Raw genomic sequence first — 14,808 nt, forward strand, 5'->3', positions numbered from 1 at the left:
CCGGAGAAAAGCCCGCCCCACCAGGGGCGGGTTTTTTCGTGCGCCCTGCCCCGGTTGAAGTGAACGCCCGACGGCACTCCGGCCAACTCCCCGCAAGGCCCTGCTCCTTGGCCCTGCCCGAACCCCATACTCGCAGGGTTCCCGTACGGCACTCCCAGGGAGGCAGAGCATGGACCTCACCACCCGTCGCAGAGCCCTCACCACCCTCGGCGCCGCCCTCGCGGGCTCGGTCGCCCTCCCGGCCGGCCGCGCTCTCGCCGGCGAACGGCGGCACGGGCCCCGACCGTTGTGGCGCGCCCACGCCCACAACGACTACGAGCACCCGCGCCCTCTGTTCGACGCCCTCGACCACCGCTTCGGCAGCGTCGAGGCCGACATCTACCTCGTCGGCGACCAGCTCCTCGTCGCCCACGACCCGGAGGACCTCGATCCGGCCCGCACGCTGGAGTCGCTCTACCTCGACCCGCTCGCCGCGCGCGTGCGGGCCAACCGCGGCCGCGTGTACCCGGGGTACCGCGGGTCACTGCAACTGCTCGTCGACATCAAGACCGAGGGCTCGTCGACGTACCTCGAACTCGACCGCCACCTCAGGCGCTACCGGCACCTGTTCACGACGTACGCCCACGGCCGGGTCCTCCCCGGGCCGGTCACCGCCGTCATCTCCGGCGACCGCGCGGCCCGCGCCCCGATGGAGGCCCAGACCGTCCGGCGCGCCTTCTACGACGGCCGGCTCGCCGACCTCGGCAGCCAGGCGCGGGCCTCCTTCATCCCGCTGATCAGCGACAACTGGACGCTCAACTTCACCTGGCAGGGAGTGGGCGCGTTCCCGGACGCCGAGCGGGAGAAGCTGCGGCACATCGTCCGGGCCGCGCACAGCCGGGGCCAGAAGGTGCGGTTCTGGGCGACCCCGGACCTGGCCGGGCCCGCCCGGGACGCGCTGTGGGCCGAGCTGCTCGCCGCGGACGTCGACTACCTCAACACCGACGACCTCGCCGGACTCGAGTCGTTCCTGGACGCCCGGCGGGCGGCGTAGACATCACACGTTCGGCGGACAGGTCAGCTGCCCGGATGAACCCTCCGCTACGCCACACTTACGGCCGAACGCCGTGAACCGGACATGGCGGCGTGGCGGAGGAGTTGACGATGGCCATTTCCATCTCTGTGGTGCTGCTGCTCACGGTCCTGGCGGTGATCTTCCTGCGCAACGGCGGGCTGAAGGTCTCCCATGCCCTGGTCTGCCTGCTGCTCGGCTTCTACCTGGCCAGCACCAGCATCGCCCCCACGATCCACAGCGGGCTCACGGCGACGGCGGAGATCGTCAGCAGCCTGCGGCCCTGACGTCACGGCCGCGAGAACACGCCGATGCCGTTCGGAACGGCGCGCTCGGCACCACCGCTGGGGTGGTTGCGCACCGAGACGGTGCTCGCTCCCTTCTTCCGGGCGACCAGCGTCGACGACCCGCCGCCGTCCAGGCTGAAGGCGTCGTCCGAGCCCAGACTCCGCATGGTGTCGGCCACCTCGGCGATCGTCAGGCCGCTGCGGTAGGCGGCGGCGCCGTCCAGTGCGAGCAGCAGCATGCGCCGCCCGCCGTCGGCGATCCCCACGGCCGTACGGACGGCCGACGTCGTGTCGTCCAGACCAGGCAGCGGCCGGCCACCGGTGAGTACCGGGTAGCCGCCGAGGGCGAGGCGGTACGCGGCGCCGTCCGTGGCCGCCACGAGACGGTGCTCGACCTCGACCGCTTCGCCGGTGGACAGCTTCCGCAACTGCTGGGCCCCCGCCTCCCGGCCGACCAGCACGGTGGTGCCCGGGGCGATGGGACCGCTTCCGGGTGTGTCGGCGGCCGACACGACCCTGCCCTCGCGCACCGTCACCTCGTACGTGTCCGTGCTGCACGGCGCGGCCCGGTCCGTGTCCGTGCCGCACGTGGCGCGCACACGGGAGACGCTGCCCCATGCGGAGGTGAACGCGCCGACGGAACCCACCGGCAGTGCGTACTGGTTGAGCCCGCCCAGCGGCAGCTGCGCCTCGCCCGTACGGACGGAGCCGTCCAGGGTCAGCCGGTCCAGCCGCGCCACCCCGTCGGTACCGACGCCGAACACCTCCTCGGTGGTCGTGCCGGGCGGCAGCGCCGGACCGAAACGCTGACCGTCCGGCACGGCCGCCTTGAGCGTCCGCCCGGCCGCGATCGCCGGACCCACGCTCGCGCCGGTCACCTCGACGCCCGGGTGCTGCGTCTCGGTGATGTTGAAGAAGTCGCCGTTGACACCGGCGACCGCCCCCTGGGCGTCGGCCATCCGCGAGACCGGCGCCCGCGAGGCCACCGCCCCGGGATACAGCAGATCGACCCGGACCTGTGGATTGCCCAGGTCGACCTTCAGCAGGTGGGCGTGCGTCACCCCCTTGGCGGCCTTGATGTCGAACTCCTCGTACGTGACACCCGGCGCGACCCGTACGCCTTTCTGGACGGCGCCGGCCGGAGCCGCCCCCACCAGGGCCGCACCGGTCAGCGCGCCGAACGCCGTGAGAAACGCCAGAACCGCTCTGCCTGCTCCGTGTCGCCTGCGACGACCTGTCACCGTGCCCCCTGATGCCTCGTCAGCTGACCGGATTCTCAGAGGCAGTGCACCAGACCACGGGGGCCGGCAGGGTGGCTGAGCGCCGACTCCACGGGAACGGCTGAAAAAACGCACCCCTCTGGGCGCTTCAGACGTCGTCCGTTCCGGTGTCGTACGGCGTGAAGTGGGCGGGCGCGTGGTCGATCGGCAGCCCCGGTCGCCAGGCGGTGAGGGCCTGCGCGCTGCACACGAACAGCTCCTCCGGCAGCCGGTCCAGGGCGAACCAGCGCCAGCGGCCCACGCTCTCCCCGGGCTGGTCCGACGGCTCGCCCCGCCAGGCGGTGACCCGGGCGGCCACCGTCACCCGTACGACACCGCCGGCGTCGTCGAGGAGCGTCCCCAGCAGCCGGACGTCCTCCGGCCGGGCGTCGAGCCCCGTCTCCTCGCCGAGTTCGCGCACGACCGCCTCCTGCAACGACTCCCCGGCCTCCACCGTCCCGCCGGGCAGCTCCCACGTCCCGTGCCGGTGCCGGCCCAGGAGCAGTCCGCGGGGACCGTGCAGGACGGCGCCGACCCCGAGCGCGGCGTGGACCACCGGGGGCTTCGCGGTGCGCGGCCGGGAGGAGACACGGACGGGCCGGGTCACCCGGAAGAGCCGGTACGACGCGTGGTTGCCGGCCTGCGGCGTGTCGAGGACGTCGATCTGCTCCACGCGCAGCCCGTGCTCGGCGAGCAGGGCCGTCCACAGCTCCGGGCCGAGGACCCACATCTGGACGGTGACGTCCCCGCCGCCGGCCAGCCGCAGGATCTCCGGCCGGGCGATGACCTCGTCCGACGGTCCGTCACCCTGCGAGTTGGTGTGCAGCACGGTGAAGCAGAGCCTGCCGCCCGGCTTGAGTGCCGCGGCCAGGGCGGGCAGCAGCCGGTGCGGGTCGATGTACGGCACGGCGTTGACCGAGTAGATGACGTCGTACGGCTCCGCCGAGCGCAGATGCTCCACCGCGTCGGCCCGGACCAGGCGCAGCCCGGGCAGGGAGCCGTAGCGGGCGCGGGCCCGTTCGTACTGCCCGGCCGAGGAGTCGACGGCGTCCACCAGCGCGCCGTGAGCACGGACCAGATGGGCGGCGTGCCGCGCCGGACCGCACCCGAGGTCCAGCACACGCCGTCCCGTCAGCTCCCCGAGCACCTCGATCCCCGGCCCTGCGCCCTCGAACCCCCAGTCGATCCGCGCCACCTCGGGCAGCACCGTGCCCCGCCGCAGGTGGTGTGCTCCGTACGCGCTCCAGGCCTCGGCGTTGACGGCCTCCGGACGGGTCGCCAAGGCTCAGCCGCCCGCCGCGGCGTCGCGCGGAAGGACGGTGACACGGTGGAAGTTGCACCCGGCGAGCCGCCGCTCCTCACCGGTGGGTCGGGTCTGGTGGGCCTTGAGGGCGATGCTCACCAGGCTCAGCAGCAGTTCTATGTCCGCCTCGCAGTCGAGGTGGACCGTCACCCAGCACGAGCCGGGAACCAGGTGGATCGCGCTCGAACCGGCGAGGTCGTAGTGGAAGCGCTGGATGGCCCGGCGTGTGAGGTGCAGGTCCACGTCCCGCGTCGAGTGGAAGTGGACGATCTCGTCGCGGACGGAACGGAGTGCCCGTCCGGTACCGCAACTCGCCGGGCCCGCCATCAGGTCGGGCCAGGCCTGCAAACGCTCCAGGGCGCGCTGGGCCAGGGTCATGGTCCCATCGTTGCGTGCTTACCGTGCCGCAACCAGAGGTTGAGCGTTTTGTAACCGGGACGTGAGGTGACGGCCGGGGGCCGGGGCGGGGAAGTGCGCTGCTCTCAGGCGAAGTTGCCGACCAGTCTCATGTAGCGCTTCCAGTCCCAGTGGCGGCCCGGATCGGTGTGGTCGCTGCCCCGTACCTCGTGGTGACCGATGATGTGCGCCCGGTCCTTGGGGATGCCGTACCTCGCGCAGATCGCCGCGGTGAGCCGGGCCGACCGCTCGTACATCGCGTCGGTGAAGTACGACGGCTGGTCCACCCAGCCCTCGTGCTCGATGCCGATGCTGCGGGTGTTGCAGTCCCAGTTCCCCGCGTGCCAGGCGATGTCCGCCTCGCGCACGCACTGCGCCACGTGCCCGTCGGAGGACAACTCGCCCACCCGGTCGGGTGATTGACGGCCTCCGAGAGTCGGCGTCGCCCGTGGGTCAGGGCCGTCTCAGGCCCGCTCGGCAACGGTGGCCGGATCGTCCAGCACCGCCCGCACGACCGAGTGTGCGGCTCCCAGCAGCGGCCCCTGAGGACCCAGCCGGGACACGGAGACGGGACAGGCCGGACCCGCCGTGCGGCGCGCCAACTCGTCCCGCAGGGACGGCAGGAGCCACGGCGCCAGCCCGGACAGCTCCCCGCCCAGCACCACGCTCTGCGGGTCGAGCAGGTTGACCGCCCCGGTCAGGGCGACTCCGAGCGCCGTGCCCGCGTCGCGCAGGGCTCGGCGTACGTCCTCGTCGCCCTCCGCCGCGCGCCCCGCCAGCAACCCGACCCGGTCCTCGTCCGGCTCCAGACCGGCCGCGCGCAGCACCGCCTCCTCGCCGGCGTACTGCTCCAGACACCCGCGCCCCCCGCACGCGCACTCCGGGCCGTCCGGCTGGACCGGCACGTGCCCCAACTCGCCCGCGAAACCGCGGGTTCCGCGCAGCAGTCCGCCGTCCACCACGACCGCCGCGCCGATGCCGATCTCCGCCGACACGTGCAGGAAGTCGCGCGGCGTGCCGTCGCCCAGCCAGAGTTCTGCGAGGGCGCCGAAGTTGGCTTCGTTGTCCACCGTCAGCGGGAAGTCCGCCGGCAGCAGGTCACCGAGGTCCGCTTCGTGCCAGTCGAGGTTCGGGGCGCGTACGACGGTCCGGGCGTCGCGCGCCACCAGGCCGGGCACGGCCACGGCGAGACCGGCCGGCCACAGCCCCTCGCCCTCCGCCTCGGCGACGACCCGGCGGATGAGTTCCGTGAGCTCGGCGAGCACGGGCCCGGGGGAGCGGCCGCGGTTCGCGCCCTGGCGTATCGCCCGCGACCGGGTCGTGCCGCGCAGGTCCACGGCACAGACCGCGAGATGGTCGACACCGATCTCCGCGCCGATCCCGGCCGGGCCGCGTCCGCTCAGCGCGAGCGCGGAGCCGGGGCGGCCCACCCGGCCGGGCCGTTCGGGCCCCAGCTCCTCCAGCAGCCCCGAGCGGATCAGTTCGTCCACGAGCGTCGACACCGCAGCCCGGGTCAGGCCGATCCGCGACGCGACGGCGGCCCGGGACAGCGGCCCCTCGGCGCGGACGGCGTGCAGGACCCGGGCGAGGTTGCGGCGGCGCATGCCCTGCTGGGTGTCCGGCAGGGCGCGTCCCGGCCCGGCCGGACGGTCCTCGTGCAGCGGTGCGGTCATGCCTGACGCCAGTCCTCAGTGGGTGTCCGTGGGCCGCTCCAGCAGCGGGGCCGCGTCGGAGAGTACCCCGGCGATCCTGGCCAGCGTCTCCTCGTCCCGTTCGACGGCGTCGAGCACCGGCCCGGCCGCCGTGTTCCAGCGCCGGGCGACCGCCGCCGGGTCCTCCCCTGTCAGTACCCCGGCCGCCTGTGCGGCGGCGCCGAGTGCGACCAGTTCCTTCGCCTCGGGCACCTGCACGGGACGCCCCGACAGCCGCCGTACGGTCTGCTGCCAGGCGGTGCCCCGGGCGCCGCCGCCGATCAGCAGGAGGGGGGCCGAGGGGTCCGCGTCCTCGTCGAGGACCAGGTCGAGCGCGCCGAGCAGGGAGTGCACGGCACCGTCGTACGCGGCCTGGAGCAGCTGCCCGGCGGTCGTGTCGTGGCGCAGGCCGTGCAGCAGGCCGGAGGCGTTGGGCAGGTTCGGGGTGCGTTCGCCGTCCAGGTAGGGCAGCAGCGTGACGGCCGTGCCGGGCTCGACGGCCTCGCGGTCCAGGCCCAGCAGCGTCGCCACACGGTCCACGGCGAGCGTGCAGTTCAGGGTGCAGGCCAGCGGCAGCCAGTCACCGCGGGCGTCGGCGAAACCGGCCACCGTGCCGCTCGGGTCGGCGGGCCGCCGCTGCGACACCGCGTACACCGTGCCCGAGGTGCCGAGGCTCATCACGGGTACGCCCGGACGCACCCCGAGGCCGAGCGCCGCGGCGGCGTTGTCGCCGGTGCCGGGCGCGACCAGGGTGCCCTTGGAGAACGGCAGATCGTGGCTGTCGCGCACCGTGCCCGCGATTTCGCCGGGCCGGACCACACGGGGCAGCAGGGCCGGGTCCAGCCCCACCTGCGCCAGGATCTCCTCGTCGTAGCGTTCCGTCCCGGACGCCCACCAGCCCGTCCCGGAGGCGTCGCCGCGGTCGGTCGTGCCCTGCCCGGTGAGCCGCTCGGTGAGGTAGTCGTGGGGGAGGCGCACGGCCTTCGTGGCGCGCGCCGCCTCCGGCTCGTGCTCGGCCAGCCAGGCCCACTTGGTGACCGTGAAGGACGCGGCGGGCACGCTTCCGGTGCGCTCGGCCCAGAACTTCGCGCCGCCCAGTTCCTCGGTCAGCCGGCGTGCCTGCGGTGCCGAGCGCACGTCGTTCCACAGCAGGGCGGGTCGCACCGGCTCGCCCCTGTCGTCCAGGGTGACCAGGCCGTGCTGCTGCCCGCCGACCGACACGGCGGCGGCCTCGTGCGCCGCGTCGCCGCACTGGCGCAGTGCCTCGCACAACGCGTCCCACCACTGACGCGGATCGCTCTCGCGCCCGGACCCCGAGGAGACCGTGTGCGGCGCCTGGCCGCTCGCGACGACCCGGCCGGTGGACACGTCGACGACCAGCGCCTTGGTGGACTGGGTGGACGAGTCCACGCCGACGACGAGCGGACCCTCGGCTGCTGACATCGGGTTTCTCCCTCTGCTCTCGTCCCGAGACACCTTGTCTCTTCCCAGGAAGCTGCTCGCATACTAATTTGTAAATCGGCATGACGAAATAGCCTCAGCGAGCAAGGAGCCGCGGCATGAGCTACCAGCCCACCCCCGAGGACAGGTTCACCTTCGGCTTGTGGACCGTCGGCTGGCAGGGACGGGACCCCTTCGGCGACGCCACGCGGCGTGCCCTGGACCCGGTCGAGACGGTGCAGCGACTGGCCGAGCTCGGCGCCCACGGCGTCACCTTCCACGACGACGACCTGATCCCGTTCGGCTCCAGCGACACCGAACGCGAGGCCCACATCAAGCGCTTCCGGCAGGCGCTGGACGCCACGGGCATGAAGGTCCCGATGGCCACCACCAACCTCTTCGCGCACCCGGTCTTCAAGGACGGCGCCTTCACCGCCAACGACCGCGACGTGCGCCGCTACGCGCTGCGCAAGACCATCCGCAACATCGACCTCGCCGTCGAGCTCGGCGCCCAGGTGTACGTGGCCTGGGGCGGCCGGGAAGGTGCCGAGTCCGGCGCCGCCAAGGACGTCCGCGCGGCCCTCGACCGGATGAAGGAGGCCTTCGACCTGCTCGGCGAGTACGTCACCTCCCAGGGCTACGACCTGCGGTTCGCGATCGAGCCCAAGCCGAACGAGCCGCGCGGTGACATCCTGCTCCCCACCGTCGGCCACGCCCTGGCGTTCATCGAGCGCCTGGAGCGTCCGGAGCTGTACGGCGTCAACCCCGAGGTCGGGCACGAGCAGATGGCCGGGCTGAACTTCCCGCACGGCATCGCGCAGGCGCTGTGGGCGGGCAAGCTCTTCCACATCGACCTCAACGGCCAGTCCGGCATCAAGTACGACCAGGACCTGCGCTTCGGCGCCGGTGACCTGCGTGCCGCGTTCTGGCTGGTCGACCTGCTGGAGTCGGCCGGCTACACCGGTCCGCGGCACTTCGACTTCAAGCCGCCGCGGACCGAGGACCTCGACGGGGTGTGGGCCTCGGCAGCCGGCTGCATGCGCAACTACCTCATCCTCAAGGAGCGCGCCGCCGCCTTCCGCGCCGACCCGGAGGTCCAGGAGGCGCTGCGCGCGGCCCGCCTGGACGAACTTGCGCAGCCCACCGCCGCGGACGGCCTCCAGGCGCTGCTCGCCGACCGGTCGGCGTTCGAGTCGTTCGACGTGGAGGCGGCTGCCGCGCGCGGCATGGCCTTCGAGCACCTGGACCAGCTGGCGATGGACCACCTGCTGGGGGCCCGCGGCTGACCGCACGCGCGCGTGCGGTCCGTTGGCCGGTCACGGGGTGCGTGACCGGCCAACGGGCCCGTATTGCTCCGGAATCATGCGATCCAGGCCATGAGCCCGTATCAACTCCCGTGCGCCCCTCCCGCCTTGAGCGGGGCACGGCGACTCTGGTCGGTATGGCCATGCCACCCGTACCGCCTCATCCGCCCGGGCCTCCCCGGCGCCGGAATCCCCTGCTCGTCCTGCTCGTCCTGCTCGCGGCCGTCGCAGCCGTGTCCTTGGTGGTGCTGATGGCCAGGGGAAGCGACGACTCGCCGGACCCGGAGCCGCCTGCCGAGAGCACCAGCCGCAGCCCAGCCCCGTCCTACAACATCCCCACGGAGCTGCCCACCGAGTTGCCGAGCAACCTGCCGACCCGGCTGCCGTCGGGCTTTCCCAGCCGGCTGCCGAGCGATCTGCCCAGCGATCTCGAATCGCTCCTGCCGTCCCTGGACACCGGCGAGCTACTGCCCTGAGCTCGGCGCGGCTCCGTCTCCGGCGGCGAGCACCGCCGACGCCAGCGCCGTCGCCGGATCCTGCGCGGCGCCTCCCGAGGGCAGCCAGTGGCCGCGCTCCTTGTGGTACGGCCACCACCGGCCGTCCCGGCCGAGGCGCAGCTGGACTCCTGCGCCGACGACCGTCCAGCGGTTGCCCCGCGCCCGCAGCTCCGGCCGCTCCTCCGCCTCCCAGGCCGACTCCAGGGCGGCACGCGCGCGTGCGAGCGTCTCGCCCTCCGCCTGCCACTCCTCGTCGAGCACGGACAACGCGGCCGTACCGCCGTGGCGCCAGGCCCGGACCGCCACCGCCAGCCCCTCCCGGCCGCGTCCCGACCCGTCGGCGAGACGGTCCGCCACCGCCTGCCCTGGGTCGCCCGCGGCCAGCCGAACGGCGTCTTCCGAGACGGTCGGGTCCGCGTCGGGGCGTCGTTCGGAAGTGCCCCGGAGTGCCTCGGCGAGCAGGCGGTGGGCCTGTACCGCGGTCCGCGCGGCCAGGAACTCCAGCGCGGCCGGGTCGATGCCCGCAGCGGGCGGCGTCTCGGTGTCCAGGGACGGCGGCACCCCCGGCTCGCCGGGGAGTTCGGGCAGGGGCGGCAGCGGAGGCAGGATGTCGCCGGCGGCCAACGCCTCGGCCGCGTCCACGCCCTCCTGGCCGGAACGCGCCGTGACGGACGCGCCGCCGCGCGACTGGAGGTCGTCCAGCAGGGTGGCTTCGTCGCGTCCCCGCATCAGGAGCAGGACGAAGGGGTCCTGGTCCAGCAGGCGTGCCACCTGGTAGCAGAGCGCCGCCGTGTGCCCGCAGTGGTCCCAGGCTCCGCAGCCGCACTCCGGCTCCAGGTCGCCCAGGCCCGGCAGCAGTTCGACGCCCGCGGCCGCCGCGTCCTCGACCAGGTGCGGCGGCATCTCACGGTCCAGCAGCGCCGCCACGTGACCGGCCCGCTCGACGGCCATGTCCAGGAAGCGGTCCCACTGTCCGGATGGGAGTTCCTCCAGCAGGACGTCGGCCCGGTGTGCCGTGCGGTCGCGGTCCTGGACGACGGCTGTGAGCCGCCCCGGGCGCACCGACACCGCGCCGACCGCCCCCGCGCGCGCGAGCCGGCGGCCCGTCCTGAGCTGCGCCGAGTCAAGTGCCGTGTCCTCCAGCGCCTTCAACCAGGCCTGGCCCCACCAGGTCTGTGCGAATCCCCGCCCGCGCTCGGGCGGCAGCGCGGCGAACGTGCGCTCCCTGTCACCGTCGTGCCGAGTCATCGCAGGCCCCCTCGCAGTTCGACCAGATCCGCCAGTTCCGCGTCCGTCAGCTCCGTGAGGGCTGCCTCGCCGGAGCCCAGGACCGCGTCCGCCAGCTCCCGCTTGCGGGCCAGCAGTTCGGCGATGCGGTCCTCGATGGTCCCCTCGGCGACGATCCGGTGCACCTGCACGGGCCGGGTCTGGCCGATGCGGTGGGCCCGGTCGGTCGCCTGGGCCTCGACGGCCGGGTTCCACCAGCGGTCGTAGTGCACGACGTGCTCGGCCCGGGTGAGGTTCAGGCCGGTTCCCGCCGCCTTCAGCGACAGCAGGAACACGGGCACTTCACCGTCCTGGAAGCGCCGCACCATGGCCTCGCGTTCGGCGACGGGCGTTCCGCCGTGCAGGAACTGCGAGGGCGTGCCCCGGGCGGCCAGGTGCCGTTCGAGGAGGCGGGCCATCTGCACGTACTGGGTGAAGACGAGCGCGCCCGCCTCCTCGGCGAGGATCGTGTCGAGCAGTTCGTCCAGCAGCTCCAGCTTCCCGGACCGTCCGGCGATCACCGGCCGCTCCTCCTTGAGGTACTGCGCCGGGTGGTTGCAGACCTGCTTGAGGCCGGTCAGCAGCTTCACGATCAGTCCGCGCCGCGCCATGCTGTCCGCGCCGGCGATCTCCGCGAGCGCCTCCCGCACCACGGCCTCGTACAGGGCTGCCTGCTCCTGGGTGAGCGACACCGCGTGATCGGTCTCCGTCTTCGGCGGCAACTCGGGCGCGATCCCCGGGTCCGACTTGCGGCGGCGCAGCAGGAACGGCCGTACGAGCCGGGCCAGCCGGTCGGCCGCCGCCGGGTCCTGACCGCCCTCGACGGCCTCCGCGTACCGCCTGCGGAAGGTGCCGAGCCGGCCCAGCAACCCCGGAGTGGTCCAGTCGAGGATCGCCCACAGCTCCGAGAGGTTGTTCTCCACCGGCGTGCCGGTGAGCGCCACGCGCGCGCGTGCGCCGATGGAACGCAGGGCCCGCGCGGTCGAGGAGTGCGGGTTCTTCACGTGCTGGGCCTCGTCCGCCACGAGCATGCCCCACGGCACCTCGGCGAGCCGGGGCGCGTCCAGGCGCATCGTGCCGTACGTGGTGAGCACGAACTCCCCGTCGACCAGGTCGTCGAGGCCGCGCCGCGCGCCGTGGAAGCGCCGCACGGGTGTGCCGGGCGCGAACCGCTCGATCTCCCGCTGCCAGTTGCCCATCAGGGACGTCGGGCAGACCACCAGGGTGGGCCCGGCCGACCGGGCGTCGGTCTGCCGGTGCAGGTGCAGGGCGATCAGCGTGATCGTCTTGCCGAGCCCCATGTCGTCGGCGAGGCAGCAGCCGAGGCCCAGCGAGGTCATGCCGGCGAGCCAGTTCAGGCCCCGCCGCTGGTAGTCCCGCAGGGTGGCGGCGAGGGCAGTCGGCTGCTCCACGGGCTGCTGCGCCTCGGGGTCCGCGAGCCGCTCCCGCAGGGCCGCCAGCCACCCGGTGGGCCGCACCTCGACCCGGCGGCCGTCCACCTCCGCCCAGCCCGTCAGGGCTGCGCCCAGCGCGTCCACCGGCGTCACCTTGTGGTCCTGCCGGGAGCGGGCCAGGCGGACCTCCTGAGGGTCGATCAGGACCCACTGGTCGCGCAGCCGCACCACGGGGCGCTTGGCCTCGGCGAGCCGGTCCAGCTCTTCCCGGCTCAGCCGCCGGTCGCCCAGTGCGAACGACCAGTCGAAGGCGAGCAGCGCGTCGGCGGACAGGAACGACGGCATGGTCGCGAAGGCCTGGCCGGACTCCGGCTCTTCGTCGGGAGGCCCTACCTCCGCGCGCGTGGCGAACTCACGGGTCAGCCCCTTCGGCCAGTGCACGTCCACTCCGGCCGCCGCCAGCGCCCGGGCGCCTGCCCCGAGCAGCTCGGTGACCTCCTCGTCGGCGAGCTCGACCGCCTCCGGCACGGTCGCCGACAGCAGGGGCGCCAGCGGCCCCCAGGCCCGGGCCGCGCGGCGCAGCGCGAGCAGGGCGTCCATCCGCGCGCGGGGACCGAAGGCCTCGCCCCTGGCGCCGGCCCAGACGTCCGCGGCGTCCGCGACGAGCGCGGGGTCGCTCACGCCGTGCACCTGGAGCACGGCCCGGAACGTCACGTCCGCGTCGTGGTCCGCCGCGTCCGCCAGGCCGTCCGCCTCGATCCGCAGCGACAGCCGCACTCCCGCGTCGTGGCCCGCGGCGACGTCGGCGGCCCACGCGCGCTGCTCGGGCAGGCGCACCGGCTCGGGCGACGCGTAGGCGGGGCCGCCGGTGACCAGCGGCGCGGCGGGGGAGCGGGGCAGGGTGTCGGCGACCGCGTCGAGGAAGGCGCGCAGCAGCCGCTCCGGGTCGGGCAGCCGCAGCGGCCCGGCGCCCGCCAGTGGGACGGCGTGCGCCTCGGGCGGCATCGCGGCGGCCAGGCGGCGGACGTCCTCGACGTCCTGGGCGCGCAGCGGGCCCGTGCGCCAGGCGTCGTGGTCGCCCGGGGACAGCCCCGGCAGCAGCAGTCCGCGCGCCACGAGGTGCAGGGCTTGCGCGGCCGCCGCGCCCCAGAACACGCTGGACCGGTGCCCCCGAGCGCCGGTACGCGCGCGCATGAGGGACGGCAGGGCGGTGCGCACCGGCATCAGGACGGCGGACACGCTCCGCGGCTCGACGCCTTCGACGCCGGGAACGATGACGGTCAGGTCGGTGACGGACACCGGCGCCGTGGCCGATGCCATGGCCGGAGGCTCCTCGCCGTCCGGCCGCCAGAAGGCGACGCTGCCCGTGCGGGCCGGGTCGCCGGGCAGGAAGACAGCGCAGCAGTGGGCGAGTTCGGAGAAGTCGGAGGAGGGTGCCGGGAGAGTCTGATACTCGGCTATGGCTGATTCCTCAAATTTGACTAGCGGAGTCGGAGTCGCCGAGGGTACAGCACTTTCCGCAACCCCTGGGTATGACTTGACTGTGAGCTGGGTCACCATGGAGGTCTCAGGGGTGCGTAAGGGTAGCGCCTCAGGGATGTCTCAGGGTCGCGGTCCGGAACCGTCGCAAGCGCGGGCCCGTTTTCGAGACAGAGAGCGGCAGTGGCCGCGGAGGAGGCGACACCATGTCCAAGAACGCCAAGATCGCCGCAGGTGGTGTGGCAGTCGGGCTCATCCTGTTGATCTGGCTGCCCTGGTGGGCATCGCTCCTGATCATCCTGGGAGTCCCGGCCGCCGCGTATCTCACTCTGGACCCCTCGCAGCGGCGCAGGCTGCGCCGCGCCACCCGCAAGGAACTGGGCCGTTGACGGGCTGACGACCGGTGCGGCCGAAGGCTGCACCGGTTCGGTTCGGCGGTACGGCCCACGGGCTCAGTTCGGCCGTACGGCCATCTTGTCGAGGGCCTCGAGAAGACCCGGCAGCTCCGGCCCCCGCCCCACCGGCAGGACCTCGCCGGGTTCCTCGTCGAGCAGCACGAAGGCGATGTCGTCGGTCCTGGCCACGAGCGACCAGCCGGGACCGTCGGCCCGCAGGGTCCGCGCCTCACCCGGCGCGAACGACGACCGGACCCGGCCGAGCGGCGGCGGCGAGTCGATGTAGGTGCGGGCCTCCGCGAGGACGCGCCGGATGCCGCTGTGGCCCGGCTGCCCGTTCTCCCCGCCTCCCCCCGGACCCTCGGCCGCAGCGCCGGCCTCGCCCGATGCCGCCGACGACCCCGGGGCGGGGAAGGCCGAGTCGTCGACCTGTTCCCGCCACATCGCCCACTGAAGCGCTATCTCGTCCGCGCCCAGGCGCCGCTGGGCGGGGCCCCAGACGGTGGTGTCCGGCGGAGCAAGCGGGGGACGGTCGTCGGCCTCCGGGCCGGGATCGTGCGGGGCGGGCACTCCGGGCGCCGCGACGGCGACCGCGAGGGGCCAGCCGGGCAGCGCCGCGACGACCGTGCGCTCGTCGGGCGACAGCTCGTACTCCATCCCGCAGTCCCAGGACGCGATCGCGACGGCCACCAGAGAGACGTCGTCGATGACCACGGTCCACCGGGCGCCGTCGCCGTCCTGACCGAGCACCAGCCCGTACCCGTCGGCGAGCGGCGCGAGGCCGAGTGCCGCGCACGCCTCCGGATAGTCGTCGCCCAGCACGCTCGGGAACTTCGCCGGCGTCAGCAGTACCGCCGTGAGCACATAGAGCGCATCGTCCGCGGCGGCGACGGTGTCCTCGTCCGTCCCGGCCATCCCAGCCTCCCCATCGGTTCGTCCACCGGCGCGCACCCTAGTGCGCGCGGAAGCCCCTTGTCACTGCCCCCGCGAGCACGTGGAGCTGCCGTTTTCCGGCGGACGGGGCGAATCGGCCGTCCCGGCCGGGC

The 14,808-nt window shown here is 73.9% G+C and carries 13 protein-coding genes and 1 pseudogene; 5 read left to right on the plus strand and 9 right to left on the minus strand.

Features of this window, described 5'->3' with window-relative positions:
• Positions 1-169: 169 nt before the first annotated feature.
• On the plus strand, positions 170-1,033 hold the full coding sequence (locus SCNRRL3882_RS35125; protein ID WP_010040998.1) for a phosphatidylinositol-specific phospholipase C/glycerophosphodiester phosphodiesterase family protein: 864 nt from the start codon (positions 170-172) through the stop codon (positions 1,031-1,033).
• Positions 1,034-1,143: 110 nt separating this feature from the next.
• Positions 1,144-1,338 carry a hypothetical protein gene (locus SCNRRL3882_RS35130; protein WP_010040996.1) on the plus strand — a complete coding sequence of 65 codons (195 nt, stop codon included), beginning with the start codon at positions 1,144-1,146 and terminating at the stop codon, positions 1,336-1,338.
• A gap of 2 nt (positions 1,339-1,340) precedes the next feature.
• On the opposite strand, the gene SCNRRL3882_RS35135 is transcribed toward SCNRRL3882_RS35130, so the two are convergent.
• The 6 genes and pseudogenes from SCNRRL3882_RS35135 to xylB form a co-directional block, all read right to left on the minus strand.
• Positions 1,341-2,579: a phosphodiester glycosidase family protein gene (locus tag SCNRRL3882_RS35135; RefSeq protein ID WP_029181250.1), complete on the minus strand. Its 1,239-nt coding sequence runs from the start codon at positions 2,577-2,579 to the stop codon at positions 1,341-1,343.
• Between the two features lie 127 nt (positions 2,580-2,706).
• Positions 2,707-3,879 (minus strand): bifunctional class I SAM-dependent methyltransferase/NUDIX hydrolase, encoded by a 1,173-nt coding sequence (locus SCNRRL3882_RS35140; protein WP_010040993.1) that lies wholly within the window; start codon positions 3,877-3,879, stop codon positions 2,707-2,709.
• Positions 3,880-3,882: 3 nt separating this feature from the next.
• Complete coding sequence (locus SCNRRL3882_RS35145) at positions 3,883-4,278, minus strand: luciferase family protein (protein WP_010040991.1); 396 nt, start codon at positions 4,276-4,278, stop codon at positions 3,883-3,885.
• 104 nt (positions 4,279-4,382) lie between these two features.
• Positions 4,383-4,691 (minus strand): annotated as a pseudogene (locus SCNRRL3882_RS35150) (N-acetylmuramoyl-L-alanine amidase); the annotation flags it as partial.
• Between the two features lie 69 nt (positions 4,692-4,760).
• Entirely contained in the window at positions 4,761-5,969 is a 1,209-nt protein-coding gene (locus SCNRRL3882_RS35155; protein WP_010040989.1) for an ROK family transcriptional regulator, read from the minus strand.
• Between the two features lie 15 nt (positions 5,970-5,984).
• On the minus strand, positions 5,985-7,430 hold the full coding sequence (xylB, locus tag SCNRRL3882_RS35160) for a xylulokinase (protein ID WP_010040988.1): 1,446 nt from the start codon (positions 7,428-7,430) through the stop codon (positions 5,985-5,987).
• Between the two features lie 116 nt (positions 7,431-7,546).
• Between xylB and xylA the strand changes: the two genes are divergently transcribed.
• Both xylA and SCNRRL3882_RS35170 read left to right on the plus strand, forming a co-directional pair.
• Positions 7,547-8,713, plus strand: coding sequence for a xylose isomerase (xylA, locus tag SCNRRL3882_RS35165; RefSeq protein WP_010040987.1), 1,167 nt, complete (start codon positions 7,547-7,549; stop codon positions 8,711-8,713).
• Between the two features lie 155 nt (positions 8,714-8,868).
• Positions 8,869-9,207, plus strand: coding sequence for a hypothetical protein (locus tag SCNRRL3882_RS35170; RefSeq protein WP_010040985.1), 339 nt, complete (start codon positions 8,869-8,871; stop codon positions 9,205-9,207).
• Here the strand turns inward: SCNRRL3882_RS35170 and SCNRRL3882_RS35175 are convergent.
• Both SCNRRL3882_RS35175 and SCNRRL3882_RS35180 read right to left on the minus strand, forming a co-directional pair.
• Positions 9,196-10,476 carry a hypothetical protein gene (locus SCNRRL3882_RS35175; protein ID WP_010040983.1) on the minus strand — a complete coding sequence of 427 codons (1,281 nt, stop codon included), beginning with the start codon at positions 10,474-10,476 and terminating at the stop codon, positions 9,196-9,198. The genes SCNRRL3882_RS35170 and SCNRRL3882_RS35175 overlap by 12 nt on opposite strands.
• Entirely contained in the window at positions 10,473-13,448 is a 2,976-nt protein-coding gene (locus tag SCNRRL3882_RS35180) for a DEAD/DEAH box helicase (RefSeq protein WP_078602853.1), read from the minus strand. Before SCNRRL3882_RS35180 ends, SCNRRL3882_RS35175 begins: the two co-directional genes overlap by 4 nt.
• Positions 13,449-13,573: 125 nt before the next feature.
• Between SCNRRL3882_RS35180 and SCNRRL3882_RS35185 the strand changes: the two genes are divergently transcribed.
• Entirely contained in the window at positions 13,574-13,756 is a 183-nt protein-coding gene (locus SCNRRL3882_RS35185) for a hypothetical protein (RefSeq protein WP_010040978.1), read from the plus strand.
• A 63-nt stretch (positions 13,757-13,819) separates the two neighbouring features.
• Here SCNRRL3882_RS35185 and SCNRRL3882_RS35190 read toward each other — a convergent pair whose 3' ends face one another.
• A complete protein-coding gene (locus tag SCNRRL3882_RS35190) occupies positions 13,820-14,677 on the minus strand; it encodes a hypothetical protein (RefSeq protein ID WP_010040975.1) in 858 nt (285 codons plus the stop codon).
• Between the last annotated feature and the right edge of the window lie 131 nt (positions 14,678-14,808).

This window comes from Streptomyces chartreusis NRRL 3882 (assembly GCF_900236475.1).
GTDB lineage: Bacteria > Actinomycetota > Actinomycetes > Streptomycetales > Streptomycetaceae > Streptomyces > Streptomyces chartreusis_D.

What these genes read in the sequence shown, in the direction of transcription:
- SCNRRL3882_RS35125 (WP_010040998.1), top strand. Translation starts at nt 170, where the DNA reads ATGGACCTCACCACCCGTCGCAGAGCCCTCACCACCCTCGGCGCCGCC.
- SCNRRL3882_RS35130 (WP_010040996.1), top strand. Translation starts at nt 1,144, where the DNA reads ATGGCCATTTCCATCTCTGTGGTGCTGCTGCTCACGGTCCTGGCGGTG.
- SCNRRL3882_RS35145 (WP_010040991.1), bottom strand. Translation starts at nt 4,278, where the DNA reads ATGACCCTGGCCCAGCGCGCCCTGGAGCGTTTGCAGGCCTGGCCCGAC.
- SCNRRL3882_RS35155 (WP_010040989.1), bottom strand. Translation starts at nt 5,969, where the DNA reads ATGACCGCACCGCTGCACGAGGACCGTCCGGCCGGGCCGGGACGCGCC.
- xylB (WP_010040988.1), bottom strand. Translation starts at nt 7,430, where the DNA reads ATGTCAGCAGCCGAGGGTCCGCTCGTCGTCGGCGTGGACTCGTCCACC.
- xylA (WP_010040987.1), top strand. Translation starts at nt 7,547, where the DNA reads ATGAGCTACCAGCCCACCCCCGAGGACAGGTTCACCTTCGGCTTGTGG.
- SCNRRL3882_RS35170 (WP_010040985.1), top strand. Translation starts at nt 8,869, where the DNA reads ATGGCCATGCCACCCGTACCGCCTCATCCGCCCGGGCCTCCCCGGCGC.
- SCNRRL3882_RS35175 (WP_010040983.1), bottom strand. Translation starts at nt 10,476, where the DNA reads ATGACTCGGCACGACGGTGACAGGGAGCGCACGTTCGCCGCGCTGCCG.
- SCNRRL3882_RS35180 (WP_078602853.1), bottom strand. Translation starts at nt 13,448, where the DNA reads ATGGTGACCCAGCTCACAGTCAAGTCATACCCAGGGGTTGCGGAAAGT.
- SCNRRL3882_RS35185 (WP_010040978.1), top strand. Translation starts at nt 13,574, where the DNA reads ATGTCCAAGAACGCCAAGATCGCCGCAGGTGGTGTGGCAGTCGGGCTC.
- SCNRRL3882_RS35190 (WP_010040975.1), bottom strand. Translation starts at nt 14,677, where the DNA reads ATGGCCGGGACGGACGAGGACACCGTCGCCGCCGCGGACGATGCGCTC.